Raw genomic sequence first — 14859 nt, 5'->3', positions numbered from 1 at the left:
ACCCGTCGCGCCAACCGAACGGGTTCCAGCGGAGCCCCGCCACATGTTACCAGTCCTGCAGCAAGGACCGGCCGGGGCGGTGCGGACAGGATGACGTGCAGAGGTGATGGCATGACGCCTGGGCGCGCCCTGCCGCTCCCATGGCGTGGGGTCTGGCGGCGCGTGGCCTGGCGGCGCGCGCTGCCGCTGCTGCTGCTCCTCGCCGGCTGCGACAGCCATGAGGAGGAGATGGCGCCGGAAATCCCGCCGGCCGTGACCGTCGCCCGCCCGGTGCGGCGGGAGGTGACGGATTGGGACGAGTTCACCGGCCGCTTCGTCAGCGTCGAGCGGGTGGAGGTCCGCGCCCGGGTCAGCGGCTATCTGGACAGCTTCGCCTTCGCCGACGGCCAGGTGGTGCAGCGCGGCGAGCTGCTCTTCCGCATCGACCCGCGCCCCTTCCGCACCGCCATCGTCGATGCCGAGGCGCGGCTCGCCGCCGCCCGCTCCCAGCTCACCCTGGCAGAGCGGGAATTCGACCGCACGCGCAACCTGCTCACCGCCCGCGCCGCCTCCGAGGCCAATGTGGAGCAGCGCGCCCAGGCGCTGGAAGCCGCCCGCGCCGCGGTGACCCAGGCGGAGGCGGCGCTGCAGCGCGCGAAGCTCGACCTGGAATTCACCGAGGTCCGGGCGCCGCTCTCCGGCCGCATCGGCCGGCATCTGGTGAGCCCCGGCAACCTCGTCTCCGGCGGGGAGGGCAGCAATGCGACGCTGCTCGCCACCATCGTCACCCTGGACCCGATCGAGTTCAGCTTCGACATCGACCAGTCGGCGGGACTGCGCTACCAGCGCCTGGCGGTGGATGGCGGCCGCCCCTCCTCCCGCGACATGCGCAACCCGGTGCAGCTCGCCCTGGCCGACGAGATCGGCTTTCCCCATGAAGGCGAGGTGGTCTTCGTGGACAACGAGGCGGATGCCGGCACCGGCACCATCCGGCTGCGCGCCCGCTTCGCCAATCCGCGCGACCTGTTCCTGCCCGGTGGCTTCGCCCGCATCCGGCTGGTCGGCAGCCGACCCTATCAGGCGCTGCTGGTGCCGGACAGCGCCGTTGCCACCCACCGACCAGTCCCGCCGCATCGTCTATGTGGTGGCCGAGGGGGACCGGCTGCAGATGCGCCAGGTCCAGCTCGGTCCGCTGCAGGACGGCATGCGGGTGATCCGCCACGGCCTGGACGGCAATGAGGAGGTGGTGACCAGCGGCCTCACCCGTGTCCGCGCCGGCCAGGCGGTGGTGCCGCAGCGCATGGCCGCCACCGCGGCCGCCGTAGTCTCGCCCGCCCCTGGGTCCGCCTCTGGGTCCGCCCCTGGGTCCATCCCTGGGCCCGCCGCGACGGCGGAGGCACGGCCCTGAGCAATCTCGGCGTCCTCTCGGTCCGCCAGCCGGTCCTCGCCTGCGTCCTCTCGCTGGTCCTGCTGATCGTCGGCGGGCTCTCGCTGCTCTCGCTGCCCATCTCGGAATACCCGGACGTGGCGCCGCCCACCGTCGTCGTCGCCACCTCCTACCCCGGCGCCTCCGCGCAGGTGGTGGCGGATACGGTGGCGACGCCGATCGAGCAGGAGGTCAACGGCACCGAGGGCATGCTCTACATGTCCTCGCAATCCACCGCCGATGGGCGGATGGTGCTGACCGTCACCTTCCGCCTCGGCACGGATCCGGACCGGGCGCAGATCCTGGTGCAGGGCGCCGTCTCCACCGCCCTGCCGCGCCTGCCGGAGGAGGTGCGGCGCTGGGGCGTCACCACCCGCAAGCTGGCGACCGACCGGCTGATGATCGTCTTCGTCAGCTCGCCGGATGGCAGCTACGACCAGCTCTACGTCTCCAATTACGCGCTGCGCCAGGTGCGGGACGAGCTGCTGCGGATCGACGGCATCGGCGACATCGACATGCAGGGCGCGCGCGACTACGCCATGCGCGTCTGGCTGGACCCCGGGCTGATGGCGGCCAACGCCATCACCGCGGAGGACATCGTCGCCGCGGTGCAGGCGCAGAATGCCGAGGTGGCGGGCGGCCAGATCGCCGAGCCGCCGGTGACCGACCAGGCCTTCCAGCCCAACCTCACCTTCCGCGGCCGGCTGGCCGATCCGCTGGAGTTCGAGCGCATCGTCATCCGCGCCGGCGCCGGCGGGCGGCTGCTGCGCCTCGGCGATGTCGGAAGGGTGGAGCTCGGCGCCGCCTCCTACACCACCGCCAGCACGCTGCAGGGGCGGCCGGCGGTCGCGCTCGCCATCACCCAGCGCCCCGGCTCCAACGCGCTCGCGACGGCGACCGAGATCCGCAATCGCCTGGCCGAGATCGCCGCCGACTTCCCCGCCGGCATCACCGCCGAGATCGCCTATGACCCGACGCGCTTCGTCGCCGACAGCGTGCACGAGCTGGTCCAGACCATCGGCGAGGCGGTGGCGCTGGTGGTGCTCGTCGTGCTGCTCTTCCTGCAGAATTGGCGGGCCGCCACCATCCCGATCCTCGCCATCCCGGTCTCCCTGATCGGCACCTTCGGCGTCATGATCGCGCTCGGCTTCACCCTGAATGTGCTGACGCTATTCGGGCTGGTGCTGGCGGTCGGCATCGTCGTCGACGACGCCATCGTGGTGGTGGAGAACGTCGACCGCCACCTGCAGGCGGAGCCGACGGTGGAACAGGCGGCGACCAGGACGATGCGGGAGGTCGGCGGCGCGCTGATCTCCATCGCTTTGGTGCTCTGCGCCGTCTTCGTCCCCACCGCCTTCCTGGACGGCATCACCGGGCGGTTCTTCCGGCAATTCGCCGTCACCATCGCCGTCGCCACCGCGCTCTCCTGCTTCTGCTCCCTCACTTTGAGCCCGGCACTCGCCACGCTTGATCCTGCATCGGGAGGAGGAAGGGGCCGCGCGGCGCCCGCCCGGGGCGCTGCGGCGGGCGGTGAGCTGGGCGCTCGACCGCTTCAATGCCGGCTTCGACTGGCTGGCCGAAAGCTACGGGGCGCTGACCCGAAGGGTGGCGCCGCGGGCCGGGGCGATGCTCGCGCTCTATGCCATGCTGATCGCCGGGGTGGGCTGGCTGCTGGCCACCTCCCCGCAGGGCTTCGTGCCGGCGCAGGATCGCGGCTACGCCATCGTCGGCATCGAGCTGCCGGGCGCCGCCTCCCTGATGCGCACCACGGCCGTGGTGGAGCAGGCCGCGGCGATCGCGCGGGAGGTGCCAGGGGTCGGCCGCGTCGCGGCGCTGGCCGGCGTTTCCGGCGCCACCAACACCGCCGGCAGCAACCAGGGGCAGCTCACCGTGGTCTTCGCCTCCTGGGAGCAGCGGCTGGCCGAGGGGCAGAACGCCGCGCGCATCATGGCGGAGCTGCGCCGGCGCCTGGCCGTGCTGCAGGAGGCGACGGTGCTGGTCATCCCGCCGCCGGCCGTGCCCGGCCTCGGCAGCGGCGCCGGCTTCGCCCTGCGGCTGGAGGACCGCACCGGCCGCGGCACCGCGGTGCTGGCGGATGCGGCGCAGCAACTCGCCGCCACGCTGAACCGGACGCCGGGCCTCACCGGCGTCTACACCCCCTTCAGCATCGACGCGCCGCTGCTGGCGGTGGATATCGACCGCACCCGGACGGAGATGCTGGGCGTGCCGGTGGCGCGGCTGAGCCAGGCGATCGAGACCCTGCTCGGCTCCTCCTATGTCAACGACTTCACCGCCTATGGCCGCAATTGGCGCGTCGTCGCCCAGGCCTCCCCGGAATACCGGCGGGAGGCGGCGGATCTGGCGCGGCTCTACACCCGCAATGCCGACGGGGCGATGGTGCCGCTGGCCAATGTGATGTCCATGCGCGACATCACCGGGCCGCAGCGCGTGCCGCGCTACAACCTCTACCCTGCCGCCGAGGTGGCCGGGGAGATCAGGCCGGGCACCGGCTCCGCCGCCGCGCTGCGCATCATCGAGCGGACGGCGCGGCAGGTGCTGCCGGACGGCATCGGCTTCGAATGGACCGATCTCTCCTTCGAGCAATCCACCAGCGGCAATGCCGGGCTGCTGGTCTTCCCGCTCTGCGTGCTCTTCGTCTATCTCGTCCTGGCGGCGCAGTACGGCTCCTGGAGCCTGCCCTTCGCCGTCATCCTCATCGTGCCGATGTGCCTGCTGACCTCGACGCTCGGCGTGCGCCTGCTCGGGCAGGATGTGAACATCCTGACGCAGATCGGCTTCGTCGTGCTGGTGGGGCTGGCGGCGAAGAACGCCATCCTCATCGTCGAATTCGCCCAGGCGCAGGAAGATACCGGCAAGAGCCCGCTGGACGCCGTGGTGGAGGCCTGCCGGCTGCGGCTGCGCGCCATCCTGATGACCTCGCTCGCCTTCATCCTCGGCGTGCTGCCGCTGGTGCTGGCGGAAGGGGCGGGGGCGGAGATGCGCCGGGCGGTGGGGGCGGCAGTGTTCTTCGGCATGATCGGCGTGACGCTGTTCGGGCTGCTCTTCACCCCGGTCTTTTACCTGGCGATCCGCCGCCTCAGCGGGCCGCGGCGGTCGAAGCTCTACATGATGAAGCGCCGGAATGCGTGAGGGGCGCGGGCGGCGCCACCTGCCGCCCATGGGTTGAGCCCCCCGCCCGTGGATGCGAGGCTGCCGGCCGGACATGGAGGAAATGTCGATGCAGGGCATCAGCGCGGAGCTGGATGGCAAGGTCGCGATCGTCACCGGGGCCGGGTCCCGCCCGGGGGAAGGCGTGGGGAATGGCCGCGCCGCCGCCATCCTGCTGGCCCGGGCAGGCGCCAGGCTGGTGCTGGCCGATGCCGTCGCCGATTGGGCGGAGGAGACGCGCCGGATGATCGCCGCGGAGGGCGGCGAGGCCATCACCGTCGCCGGCGACGTCACGAAGCCGGAGGAGTGCGCCGCCATCGTCGCCGCCGCCACCGGGCGCTGGGCGCGGCTGGACGTGCTGGTGAACAATGTCGGCATCAGCGGCCCGCCCGGCACGGCGGAGGAGGTGGACCCCGCCGATTGGGCGCAGGGGCTGCTGGTGAACGTCACCTCCATGATGCTGATGGTGAAATACGCCGTGCCGGCGATGCGCGCCTCGGGCGGCGGCGCCATCGTCAATATCGGCTCGGTCGCCGGGCTGAAGGGCGGGCATCCCTCGCTGCTCTACCCGACGAGCAAGGGCGCGGTGGTGAACATGACGCGCGCCATGGCGGTGCATCACGCGAAGGACCGCATCAGGGTGAATTGCGTCTGCCCCGGCATGGTCTACACGCCCATGGTCCAGGCCAACAACATGACGCCGGAGAAACGGGAGCTGCGGCGGAAGCGCAGCATCCTGCAGGTGGAGGGCAGCGGCTGGGATGTCGGCGCCGCCGTCGCGTTCCTGTGCAGCGGCAATGCCCGCTGGATGACCGGCGCCATCGTGCCGGTGGATGCCGGCGCCACGGCGATCGCGGCGCTGCCGAGCGGCTGAGGCGGCGATGGAGGAGGACCGGCTCGGCCTGGCGCTCTCCACCGGCTCGGCCGCGGCGGCGGCGGCTTTCCGGGAAGGCAACGACCTGCTGGTGACGCATTGGCCGGGCGCGGCGGCGGCCTTCGACCGCGCCATCGCGGCGGATCCCGGCTTCGCCATGGCGCATGCGGCGCGGGCCCATGCGGCGCTGCGGGCGGGGGATGCGGCCGCGGTGCCGCGCCACCTGGCGGCGGCGGAGGCGCTGGCTGCCGGCACGACCGAGCGGGAGCGGCGGCATATCGGCTATTTCGGCCTGCTCCTGCGCGGCCAGGGGGCGGCGGCGCTGGCGGCGCTGCCCGACCACATGCGGGACTTCCCGCGCGACGCGCTGGTGCTGGACACCGCCATCACCCCGAACGGGCTGATCGGCAGCTCCGGCCGCGCCGACCGGCATGACTACCTGATCGGGCTGATGGAGGGGCTGGCGCCGTATTACGGCAATGATTGGTGGTTCGGCGCCATGCACGGCATGGCGCTCTCCGAGGCCGGGCGGCCGGCGGCAGGGCGGCCGAAGGTGGAAGCCGCGCTGGCGGCGCGGCCGGAGCATGCCTGGGGCGCCCATGCCCTGGCCCATATCTGCTACGAGAGCGGCGAGGTGGCGGCGGGGATCGGCTTCCTGCGCGCCTGGCTGCCGGGCTATGCGCGGGAGGGGACGCTCTACTCCCACCTCGCCTGGCACCAGGCGCTGGGGGAGCTGGCGGCGGGCGACACGGAGGCCGCCTGGGCCACCTACCTGGCGGGCTGTGGCCCGGCCAGCCATACCGGGCCGGTACGGCTGAAGCTGACCGACGGCGTCTCCTTCCTGCTGCGCTGGGAGCTGGCGGGGCAGGCAAGGCCGGCGGAGGCCTGGGGCGGGATGCTGGGCTTCGCCCGCGCCATGTTCCCCCGCCCCGGCTTCGCCTTCGCCGATCTGCACGTGGCGCTGGCCGAGGCCATGGCCGGGGACGGCGCGGCGCTGGAGAGATGGGTGGCGGAGGTCAGGGCGCTGGAGGCGGCGGGGCGCTACCCCTCCGGCCCCGTGCTGCCGGCCTGCGCGGCGGGCTTCGCGGCCTTCGCCCGGGGCGACTACGCCGGAGCGGTGGAGGCGCTGGCGCCGGTGGCGGCGGAGCGGGACCGGATCGGTGGCAGCCGGGCGCAGATGGATCTGGTGGAATTCACCCTGCTGCGTGCCTGCCTGCTGGCGGGGCAGCCGGAACGGGCGGCGCGGCGAAGGCCTGGCCCCGGGGCGGGGCCGGTGGCGGGGGCTCCGCCCCCGTAGCCCCTGCCGGGGGGTGGACCACCCCCCGGACCCCGGTGTGAGTCGGCGGGTTGAACCGTCGGGTCTGAAACTCAGACCGGGGTCCGGGGCCAGGTCCTGGCCCCGGCGGGAGTGCAGAGGGCAGAGCCCTCTGCCGGGGGTGTCGGGGGCGGAGCCCCCGACCGCTATGCCAGCGCGTCGAGCGCCGCCTGCACGCCGCCCGGCGTATGCGGCACGCCGGCCGTCTTCATCGCCAGCTCCACCGTCGCCAGCGTGCCGAGGATCATCGGCTCGTTCAGATCGCCCAGGTGCCCGATGCGGAACACCTTCCCGCCGAGCGGCCCCAGCCCACCGCCGAGCGAGAGATTGAACTTCTGCAGCGCCACCGCCCGCAACGCATCCGCGTCATAGCCTTCCGGCATCAGGATCGCCGTCACGCTGTCCGAATACCGCCCCGGGTTCAGGCAGAAGAGCTGCGGGCCGTTGTTGCCGGACCAGTGCTGCACCGCCGCGCGCACCGCCCTGGCCAGCCGCGTATGGCGGGCGAAGACGTTCTCCAGCCCTTCCTCCTGCTCGATCAGCCGCAGCGATTCCTGCAGCCCGTAGAAGAAGCTGACCGGGACGGTGCCGACGAAGCTGCGATGCGGCCGCTTCAGCATGTTCGTCCAGTTGAAGTAATGCTTCGGCAGCGTCGAGGCGGCATGCGCCGCCATCCCCTTGGCGGAGACACCCGTGAAGCTCATGCCGGTGGGCAGCATCAGCCCCTTCTGGCTGCCGCCGACGCAGGCATCCACGCCCCATTCATCCATGCGGAAATCGAGGCTGCCGAGGGAGGAGATGGTGTCCGCCAGGAACAGCGCCGGATGACCCGTCGCGTCCAGCGCCGCGCGCACCTCCGGCAGCGGGATCATCATCCCCGTCGCCGTCTCGTTATGCACCACGCAGACGGCCTTGATGGCATGGCCCTTGTCGGCCGCCAGCGCCTCCCGCAGCGCGCCGAGATCGACGCCCCGGCGCCAATCCGCCGCAACGCTCTGCACCTCCACCCCGAGATCCGCCGCCATGGCGGCCCAGGAGAGGGAGAAATAGCCGCTTTCGAGGATCAGGATGGTATCGCCCGGGGAGAGCAGATTGACCAGGCTCGCCTCCCAGGCCGCGTGGCCGGAGCCGGTATAGAGGAAGATCTCCTGCCGCGTCTTCAGCACGCGCTTCAGCCCGGCGATGCAGGCCTCGTAGACCGCGATGAAATTCGGGTCGTTGAAATCGACGGTCTGATGCGCCGTCGCCAGCAGCACGGAATCCGGAATGCTGGTCGGTCCCGGATTGGCGAAGAATTGGCGGCCGCGCGGCTTCTTCGCCGGCTCGGAGGTGCTCATGGCGTCTGGTCCGTCCTTGGTCCTTTGGGGCCGGCCGGGGCGGGGCAGGGCCCGGCCCGCCGGCCCGCCATGCCCCTTCCGCCGCGGCGGGCCCTCGCCTCTGCTACACCGGGAAGGGGTATTTCTTCAAATAAGGCATGTAGCTCTCCTCGACATCGATCTCGAGCGAGGCGAGCAGCCGCACCACGGCGCAGTAGAAGCTGGCGGTCACCACCAGATCGACGACGGACGGCGTGTCCAGCACGGCGCGCAGCGCGGCGAAGGTCTCGTAATGAATGCCCGGCCCGGCATGCACCTCCCGCGCTGCCTTCAGCACCAGCCGCGCCACGGGGTCCAGCGCCGTCGTCTCGCCGCGGCTTTCGGCGATCAGCGCCTCGATATCCGCGTCGGTGACGCCGAAATCATAGCCGATCTTCACATGGTGCGACCATTCATAGGGGGAGCGGGCAAGCCAGCCCACCTGCAGGATGGCCAGCTCCCGCAGCCGCGCATCCAGCGTGGTGCCGTGGCGCAGATAGCTGCCGAGGCCGGAGAAGGCGCGGGCGGCGGCGGGGTTGTTCACCAGCGCCTTGTGCAGGGAGATGTCGCGCGCCAGCAGGGGCTTGTCCTCCGGCGCCAGATCGGCGGCGGAGAGGTAGGGGATTCGGGCCATGGGTTTCCTCCGTATTTCCGAGCGTGATCGCTTGAGGTGGGCTGACCTGAAAGCGTGAATCACGCGACCAGACAAAGAGCGTGATCGCTTGAGGTGGGCTCACCGGAAAGCGTGAATCACGCGGCCGGACAAAGAGCGTGATTGCTTGAAGCGGGCTCACCGGAAAGCGTGAATCGCGCGGCCGGACAAAGGAGCTGGAGCGGGTGGGTGAGCGACGCTCGCCGATCCCGCTTCAGCCTGGCGGTCAGGCGGGCCGGTGGTAAGCCCAGTCGAAGCCCTGGGCACCGCCCTTGATGCGGCCGGCGGTGGGATTCGGGAAATGGATGGGCAGCACCAGCGTCGGCGTCTCCGCCACCTCGGCGAGGAAGGCGCGACGGGAGGAAGCGGCCTCCTGCGGATCCCAGTCGAACACCGTGGACCAGCCCGGCTCCCGCACCTGCAGCGCGTGGTGCATCAGGTCGCCGGTGACGACGGCGCTCTGGCCCCTGGAGGCGATGTTGACGCAGCAATGGCAGGGCGAGTGGCCCGGCGTCTTCTGCAGCCAGACCGTGTCGTCCAGGGCGAAATCGTCATCCACCAGCAGCGCCTGGCCGGCCGCCACGACGGGCTCGCAATTGAAGCGCCAGACATTGCCGGGCGGGTTGGCGCCGCGCCGCGTCGCTTCCTCCCAGGCCGCGTATTCGCCCTTGTGGAAGACGTATTTCGCGTTCGGGAAGGTCGGCACCCAGCGGCCATCCACCAGCCGCGTGTTCCAGCCGCAATGGTCGATGTGCAGATGCGTGCAGAAGACGTAGTCGATCGCCTCGAAGCTGAGGCCCGCGGCCTTGAACCCGTCCAGCCAGGGCGCCTTCGGGAAATCCATCGGCGCCGGATAGCCCTTGTCCTCGCCGGTGCAGGTATCCACCAGGATGGTGTGCTTCGGGGTGCGGACCACGAAGGTCTGGTAGGTGATCACCATGCGGCCGGAGGCGGGATCGAACACCGCCGGGTCGAGCGTCCGCAGATGCCGGGCAGCGGTCGCCTCGTCATAGGCGGGGAACATCTCGGCCGGGCGGCGCCAGGGGCCGTCGCGCTCGATGATGCTGGTGATCGTGACGTCGCCGATCCGCAAGGGCTGCATCTGGCCGGTTCTCCCCGCTTCCTGCACCTGCCCGGTCCTGCCTGGCGGCGCCTTCTGGCCGAGCCTCGGCGGAAAGCGCGGGGGATGCAATGGCCCGCGGGCGGCGGGGGGAGGAGGGGCCGCCCAGCGCTGCGAATGATTGGCATGTCGCATTGGCAGCGGGAGAATTGCAGAAAGGCAGGTAAGCGGCATGTAACAGCCGCAGCGGCTGGCCGGCAGATTCACATTTTTGCCTAAAGTTGCGCAGGAATCACTTGAGGAATTTCGATGTATCGGCACAATCGCCCGCCACCGACACAAGCAGCCGGCCGATTGACGTGAAATTGCACCCCCCGGTCGCCGATGAACTCATCGGGCGGACCCTCGCTTCGGATGTCCTTCACCGCCTGCGGGCGGATATCGTGGAGGCACGGCTGGAGCCTGGCCAACGCCTGCGCTTCGAAAGCCTGCGCAGCTCCTACGGGGTCAGCTTCAGCACCCTGCGGGAAGCCCTGGCGCATCTGGTGCAGGAAAGCCTGGTGGTGGCGGAAGGCCAGCGCGGCTTCCGTGTCGCCCCGGTCTCCCGGCGCGAGCTGCAGGACGTGATCTACAGCCGCATCTTCATCGAGACCGAGCTGCTGGCGCGGTCCGTGGCATGCGGCGGGCCGGAATGGGATGCGGAGCTGCAGCGCCTGTACGATGCGCTGGAGGAAGGGCCGGTGCACAACCCGGCGCAGCGGCGGGACCCGGCCTGGCAGGTGCGGCATCTGGCCTTCCATGAAGGGCTGGTGGCTGCGGCGGATTCCCCCACCCTGCTGGCCATGCGCGCCCTGCTGAGCCAGCGTGCCGCCCGCTACCGCGCCTGGGCGCGGCGGCTGAACCCGGACATGCCCTCCGAATACGGTACCCACCGGCCGCTGCTGGAAGCTGCGCTGGCGCGGGATGCGAAGACGCTGATCGAAGGCGTCTCGGCGCAGTTCCGCATCACCCAGGAGATCATCCTGCAGGAAGCCGGGACGGCTCTGGTGAACGGCTGAAAGGGCTGCGGCCCGGCGTTGCTGGCGCCCGGTCGGCGCAATTCGCCGGATTTGCGGCGGGACGAGCCGGCCGCGGCGTGAAGGCCGGGGCCTGGACAGGGCGGCAGGCCCGATCGGGGCCATGCCTGCTCCGCGCCTTGCTTGGTCGCGCGATGCACGGTTGCGGTAATCCACCTCGACCGATCTCGCTCCAGGGGGCGGGGCCGGCGCCCCACGCCGATCAGGCGTCGATATGCGCCGTGGCCTGCACCGCCGGCCGGGCGCTGAAGCCGGCATGCCAGGCGGCGAGGCGGGGATGCGCCGCCCGCCAATCCTCCGGAAAGCGGAAATCCAGGTAGGAGAGGGCCGCACCGATCGAGACCTGGCCGATGCCATAGGGGTCGGCGGCGAGCGAGTCGGCCTCCGCCTCCAGCGCCTGCAGGCTGGCGGCGAGCTTCCAGCCATAGCCTTCCAGCGCGCCAGGGGCGGGGTGCTCCCGCGTCAGCTCGCTGCGCCAGGTCACCAGCATGTCCATCAGCCCGGTGCCCAGCGCCTGGCGGCGCAGCGCGTTGAAGCGGGCCGGGCCGGCGGCGGGAAAGAGCTTCGGGCCGCTGCCGATCTCGTCGAGATACTCGCAGATGACGGAGGAATCGTAGAGGATTGTGCCATCCGCCAGCACCAGGGTGGGGATCTTGCCCAGCGGGTTGGTCGGCAGCAGCTCCCGCCCCGTCTTCATCACGGAAACGACGATCGGGCGCTTCTCGATCCGCTCGGCCAGGCCGTGCTCATGCGCCACGACCATGACCTTGCGGACGAAGGGCGAGCGCGAGGACCAGTAGAGCTGCAAGGTGTTCCTCCCCAGGGGCGTGTGTCCGGCGCTGAGAGGACGGCATCCCGGGGCGGCTGCCAAGGGGGGATGGGGGCTCTGCCCCCCATGCCCCCACCAGGGGTGCTACCCGTTGGCGGCGGTACCGGCCGGGGAGGGGGCCCTCGGGACCCACGGTGCGAGTCGGCAGGCTGAACCGCCGGGTCTGAAGCTCAGACCGGGGTCCGGGGCCAGGTCCTGGCCCCGGCGGGGATCGAACGCATGCGTTCGATGGGGGCAGAGCCCCCTGCTTCTCAGGGCCATTCCAACCCGCGCAGCATCGCCCCTGGCGCCGCCCGCGCGAAATTCGTCCACAGCCGGCAATCCACCGCCCGCCAGCCCGGCCCCGGCGGTTCCGCCCCCGCCACCGGCGGGCAGCGGCCGGAGGCCGCCAGCAGCGCCGCCATGGCGGCGATGCGCAGCGCCGGGCTTCGCGCCGGATTCTCCCACCTCTCCCAGCGCACCAGGCCCAGGTCGCGGGCGAACCAGAACCGCTCCAGATGGTCCGCCATGGCGATGCCGGCGCCGCCATAATGCTCGGAGAGCAGGACTTCCGCCGCCACCGCCCGGGGCGGCCCGCCGGCATCCCGCCAGGGCAGTTCCAGCCGCAGCATCCGCCAGCGCGTGAGGCTGGGATTCAGCGCCGCCGGGCAGGCTTCGGCCGCAGCACTGATGCCCAGCCGCACCACGCGCTGCTGCCAGCCCTCCCGCAGCGGCGCCAGGGCGAAGAGCCAGCCGCGGTCCGGCTCGCCGCGCAGCGCCCGCTGGCCGCAGCGCGGGCCCTGGAACCATTGCCTGCCGCCGCTGCCATCCTCGGTCAGCACCGCCCAGGCACCGCCGGGGTCCAGCACCACCGCCTGCCCGCCATCCCCCGGATCCCGCCGGGCGAAGGCCCGGGTGGCGTCGGCGAAATCGAAGCTCTGCAGCGCGGCGCGCCGGCCGCGCAACGTGCCGAGCAGCGAATCGGAGGCCTGGTAGCCCTGAGGCAGCGCCGCCGCCTCGGCCTCGGCCGGCCAGTCATGCTTTCGGTAGGGCAGGGGCTGGCCTGCGGCCAGGGGGCGCGGCCGGCCGCAGCCCGATTCGAAAGGCAGCATCCCGGGCTGGGGCCGCCCCGCCGCATCCACGCAGCCCGCCTGTACGAAAAAGGGCGCCAGATCCTGCGCCCCCGCCGCCCCACCGCCCAGCAACACCCCCAGAACGACCAAAAGCCGCGTCACGCGGGGCATCCCCCACGCCGCGGCATCCGGTCTCTGATCCGAAGTAATCCCCCGCTGGCGGCCTGGCCCGGCGCGGCGGGGGAGGGGCTCAGAAGCCCTCGCGCTCCAGCCGCTTGCGCTCCACCTTCCGGGCGCGGCGGACGGCCTCGGCGGCCTCGCGGGCGCGGCGCTCGGACGGCTTCTCGTAATGCCGGCGGAGCTTCATCTCGCGGAACACGCCTTCACGTTGCAGCTTCTTCTTGAGCGCCTTCAGCGCCTGGTCGATGTTGTTGTCACGGACGACGACTTGCACGCGGCGGCAACTCCTTCGTGGTTCGGGTTGGGAGGAAAACGACGAACGCCGCGGCAGGCGGCGGGTTGCCCCCGGCTCCGGAACCCCGGACCCAGGCAGGACGCCGATCTGACGCGGATACGGACTCATAGCATGGCGGGGCCGGGCGGCGGAAGCCCCTCCCGCCCGCCCTCGCGGCATCCTACTTCTGCTGGCAGGCGGGGGCCGAGGAGGCGCGCATGGCCATATTGAAGATCGCCCGGATGGGCCACCCGGTGCTGCTGCAGCAGGCCGCGCCGGTGACGGACCCCCTGGACCCGGAGATCCAGCGGCTGGTCGCCGATATGGGCGAGACCATGCTGGATGCCGGCGGGCTCGGCCTCGCCGCGCCGCAGGTGCATGTGCCGCGGCGCCTCTTCGTCTATCGCGACGGCGGCAAGGTGAGCGCCTTGCTGAATCCGGAGCTGATGGCCCTGGGCGAGGAGACGGAGAGCGGCTGGGAAGGCTGCCTTTCCATCCCCGGGCTGCGCGGCTGCGTCACCCGGCCGAAGCGCATCGCCTGGCGCGGAATGGACGCCGCCGGGCAGAAGGTGGGGGGCGAGGCGGAGGGGCTGCTCGCCCGCGTCATGCAGCATGAGACGGACCATCTGGACGGCGTGCTCTACCCGATGCGGATGGAGGACCTCTCCCTCTTCGGCTTCACCGAGGAGCTGGCGCGCGCCGCCGGCGGGGTGGCGCGATGACGGAGCGCAGCCCGGAGCGGGCGGCGGCGCTGGCCGCGCTGCTGCCCATCGCCGCCGAGCAGGGGTGGAATTGGGGCAGCCTGCGCGCCGCCATGGCGGCTGCCGGGCAGGACTCGGCGCTGGCGGAAAGCCTGTTTCCCCGCGGCCCGCTGGGGGCGGTGGAGGCCTGGGTGGATGCGGTGAACCAGGCGATGGAGGCGGCGGCCGCGGCGGAGGATATCGCCCGGCTGCGGGTGCCGGCGCGCATCCGCCGGCTGGTGGCGCTGCGCCTGGGCCTGCTGGCGCCGCACAAGCAGGCGCTGCGCCGGGCCATGGCGCTGCTGGCGCTGCCCTGGAATGCCGGGACGGCGCTGCGGCTGAACGCGGCGACGGCGGATGCCATGTGGCATGCGGCGGGCGATACCTCGGCGGATTTCTCCTGGTATACGCGGCGGGCGACGCTGGCGGCGCTCTACGCGGCGACCCTGGCCTATTGGCTGCGGGACGACTCGGCGGAGACCGGCCCGGCGCTGGCCTTCCTCGACCGGCGGCTGGCGGAGCAGGCCCGGCTGGGCCGGGCGATGCGGCGGTTGCGGCCGCGGGCGGTGTAGGTCGGGGGCCTTCGCCCCCGGCCCCCCCACCAGGAGGTCGTCGCGGGCAGCGCCCGCGACCCTGCACCTCCGCCGGTGGTTGCCGGCAGTGCCGCCAACCCCTCCCCGGACCCCGGTGTGAGTCGGCAGGTTCAACCGTCGGGCCAGAACTCGGACCGGGGTCCGGGGACCGGTCCGGTCCCCGGCGGGGTCCAGGGGCGGCGCCCCTGGCGGGGGTGCAGGGGGCAGCGCCCCCTGCCTGACGGAGCCCCCGCCCGGGCATACCCGTTACCCCCCGGCCACAAACCCAGCGGAGCCACGCAAAAGC

13 protein-coding genes and 1 pseudogene are annotated in these 14859 nt (G+C 72.0%); 8 read left to right on the top strand and 6 right to left on the bottom strand.

All coding sequences use genetic code 11. The features are described from left to right. Window positions 1-111 precede the first annotated feature (111 nt). From E5N76_RS19830 to E5N76_RS19815, 5 genes and pseudogenes are all read left to right on the top strand, one after another. Window positions 112-1218, top strand: coding sequence for an efflux RND transporter periplasmic adaptor subunit (locus tag E5N76_RS19830; protein ID WP_207792035.1), 1107 nt, complete (start codon window positions 112-114; stop codon window positions 1216-1218). 165 nt (window positions 1219-1383) lie between these two features. Further along, a pseudogene (locus E5N76_RS31600) lies at window positions 1384-2853 on the top strand (efflux RND transporter permease subunit); the annotation flags it as partial. A 19-nt stretch (window positions 2854-2872) separates the two neighbouring features. After that, window positions 2873-4555, top strand: a complete 1683-nt coding sequence (locus E5N76_RS31595; protein ID WP_268921314.1) for an efflux RND transporter permease subunit — start codon at window positions 2873-2875, stop codon at window positions 4553-4555. 88 nt (window positions 4556-4643) lie between these two features. Then, entirely contained in the window at window positions 4644-5447 is an 804-nt protein-coding gene (locus tag E5N76_RS19820; protein ID WP_149539054.1) for an SDR family NAD(P)-dependent oxidoreductase, read from the top strand. Window positions 5448-5454: 7 nt separating this feature from the next. Continuing rightward, window positions 5455-6744, top strand: a complete 1290-nt coding sequence (locus E5N76_RS19815) for a tetratricopeptide repeat protein (protein ID WP_149539053.1) — start codon at window positions 5455-5457, stop codon at window positions 6742-6744. 164 nt (window positions 6745-6908) lie between these two features. Here E5N76_RS19815 and E5N76_RS19810 read toward each other — a convergent pair whose 3' ends face one another. The 3 genes from E5N76_RS19810 to E5N76_RS19800 form a co-directional block, all read right to left on the bottom strand. Next, a complete protein-coding gene (locus tag E5N76_RS19810; protein ID WP_149539052.1) occupies window positions 6909-8099 on the bottom strand; it encodes a pyridoxal-phosphate-dependent aminotransferase family protein in 1191 nt (396 codons plus the stop codon). Window positions 8100-8202: 103 nt separating this feature from the next. Next, window positions 8203-8751: a carboxymuconolactone decarboxylase family protein gene (locus tag E5N76_RS19805; protein ID WP_149539051.1), complete on the bottom strand. Its 549-nt coding sequence runs from the start codon at window positions 8749-8751 to the stop codon at window positions 8203-8205. A gap of 244 nt (window positions 8752-8995) precedes the next feature. Continuing rightward, on the bottom strand, window positions 8996-9871 hold the full coding sequence (locus E5N76_RS19800) for an MBL fold metallo-hydrolase (RefSeq protein ID WP_149539050.1): 876 nt from the start codon (window positions 9869-9871) through the stop codon (window positions 8996-8998). A gap of 317 nt (window positions 9872-10188) precedes the next feature. On the opposite strand from E5N76_RS19800, the gene E5N76_RS19795 reads away from it, so the two are divergent. Further along, the gene (locus tag E5N76_RS19795; RefSeq protein WP_187830286.1) at window positions 10189-10887 is read left to right on the top strand and encodes a GntR family transcriptional regulator; all 699 of its coding nucleotides are present in this window, start codon (window positions 10189-10191) and stop codon (window positions 10885-10887) included. Between the two features lie 220 nt (window positions 10888-11107). Here the strand turns inward: E5N76_RS19795 and E5N76_RS19790 are convergent, their stop codons facing one another. From E5N76_RS19790 to rpsU, 3 genes are all read right to left on the bottom strand, one after another. After that, window positions 11108-11713, bottom strand: coding sequence for a glutathione S-transferase family protein (locus tag E5N76_RS19790; protein WP_149539048.1), 606 nt, complete (start codon window positions 11711-11713; stop codon window positions 11108-11110). Window positions 11714-11985: 272 nt separating this feature from the next. Then, complete coding sequence (locus tag E5N76_RS19785; protein WP_149539047.1) at window positions 11986-12948, bottom strand: hypothetical protein; 963 nt, start codon at window positions 12946-12948, stop codon at window positions 11986-11988. An 88-nt stretch (window positions 12949-13036) separates the two neighbouring features. Then, window positions 13037-13240 carry a 30S ribosomal protein S21 gene (gene rpsU, locus E5N76_RS19780; protein WP_007006360.1) on the bottom strand — a complete coding sequence of 68 codons (204 nt, stop codon included), beginning with the start codon at window positions 13238-13240 and terminating at the stop codon, window positions 13037-13039. Between the two features lie 218 nt (window positions 13241-13458). Between rpsU and def the strand changes: the two genes are divergently transcribed. Both def and E5N76_RS19770 read left to right on the top strand, forming a co-directional pair. After that, window positions 13459-13962 (top strand): peptide deformylase, encoded by a 504-nt coding sequence (def, locus tag E5N76_RS19775; protein WP_149539046.1) that lies wholly within the window; start codon window positions 13459-13461, stop codon window positions 13960-13962. Then, entirely contained in the window at window positions 13959-14552 is a 594-nt protein-coding gene (locus E5N76_RS19770; protein ID WP_149539045.1) for a COQ9 family protein, read from the top strand. The genes def and E5N76_RS19770 overlap by 4 nt, the downstream gene beginning before the upstream one ends. Window positions 14553-14859: the final 307 nt, after the last annotated feature.

This window comes from Siccirubricoccus phaeus (assembly GCF_008360935.1).
Taxonomy (GTDB): Bacteria; Pseudomonadota; Alphaproteobacteria; order Acetobacterales; family Acetobacteraceae; genus Siccirubricoccus; species Siccirubricoccus phaeus.
The sequence above is the reverse complement of the archived record's forward strand: the minus strand, read 5'-3'. Positions and strand labels throughout refer to the sequence as shown.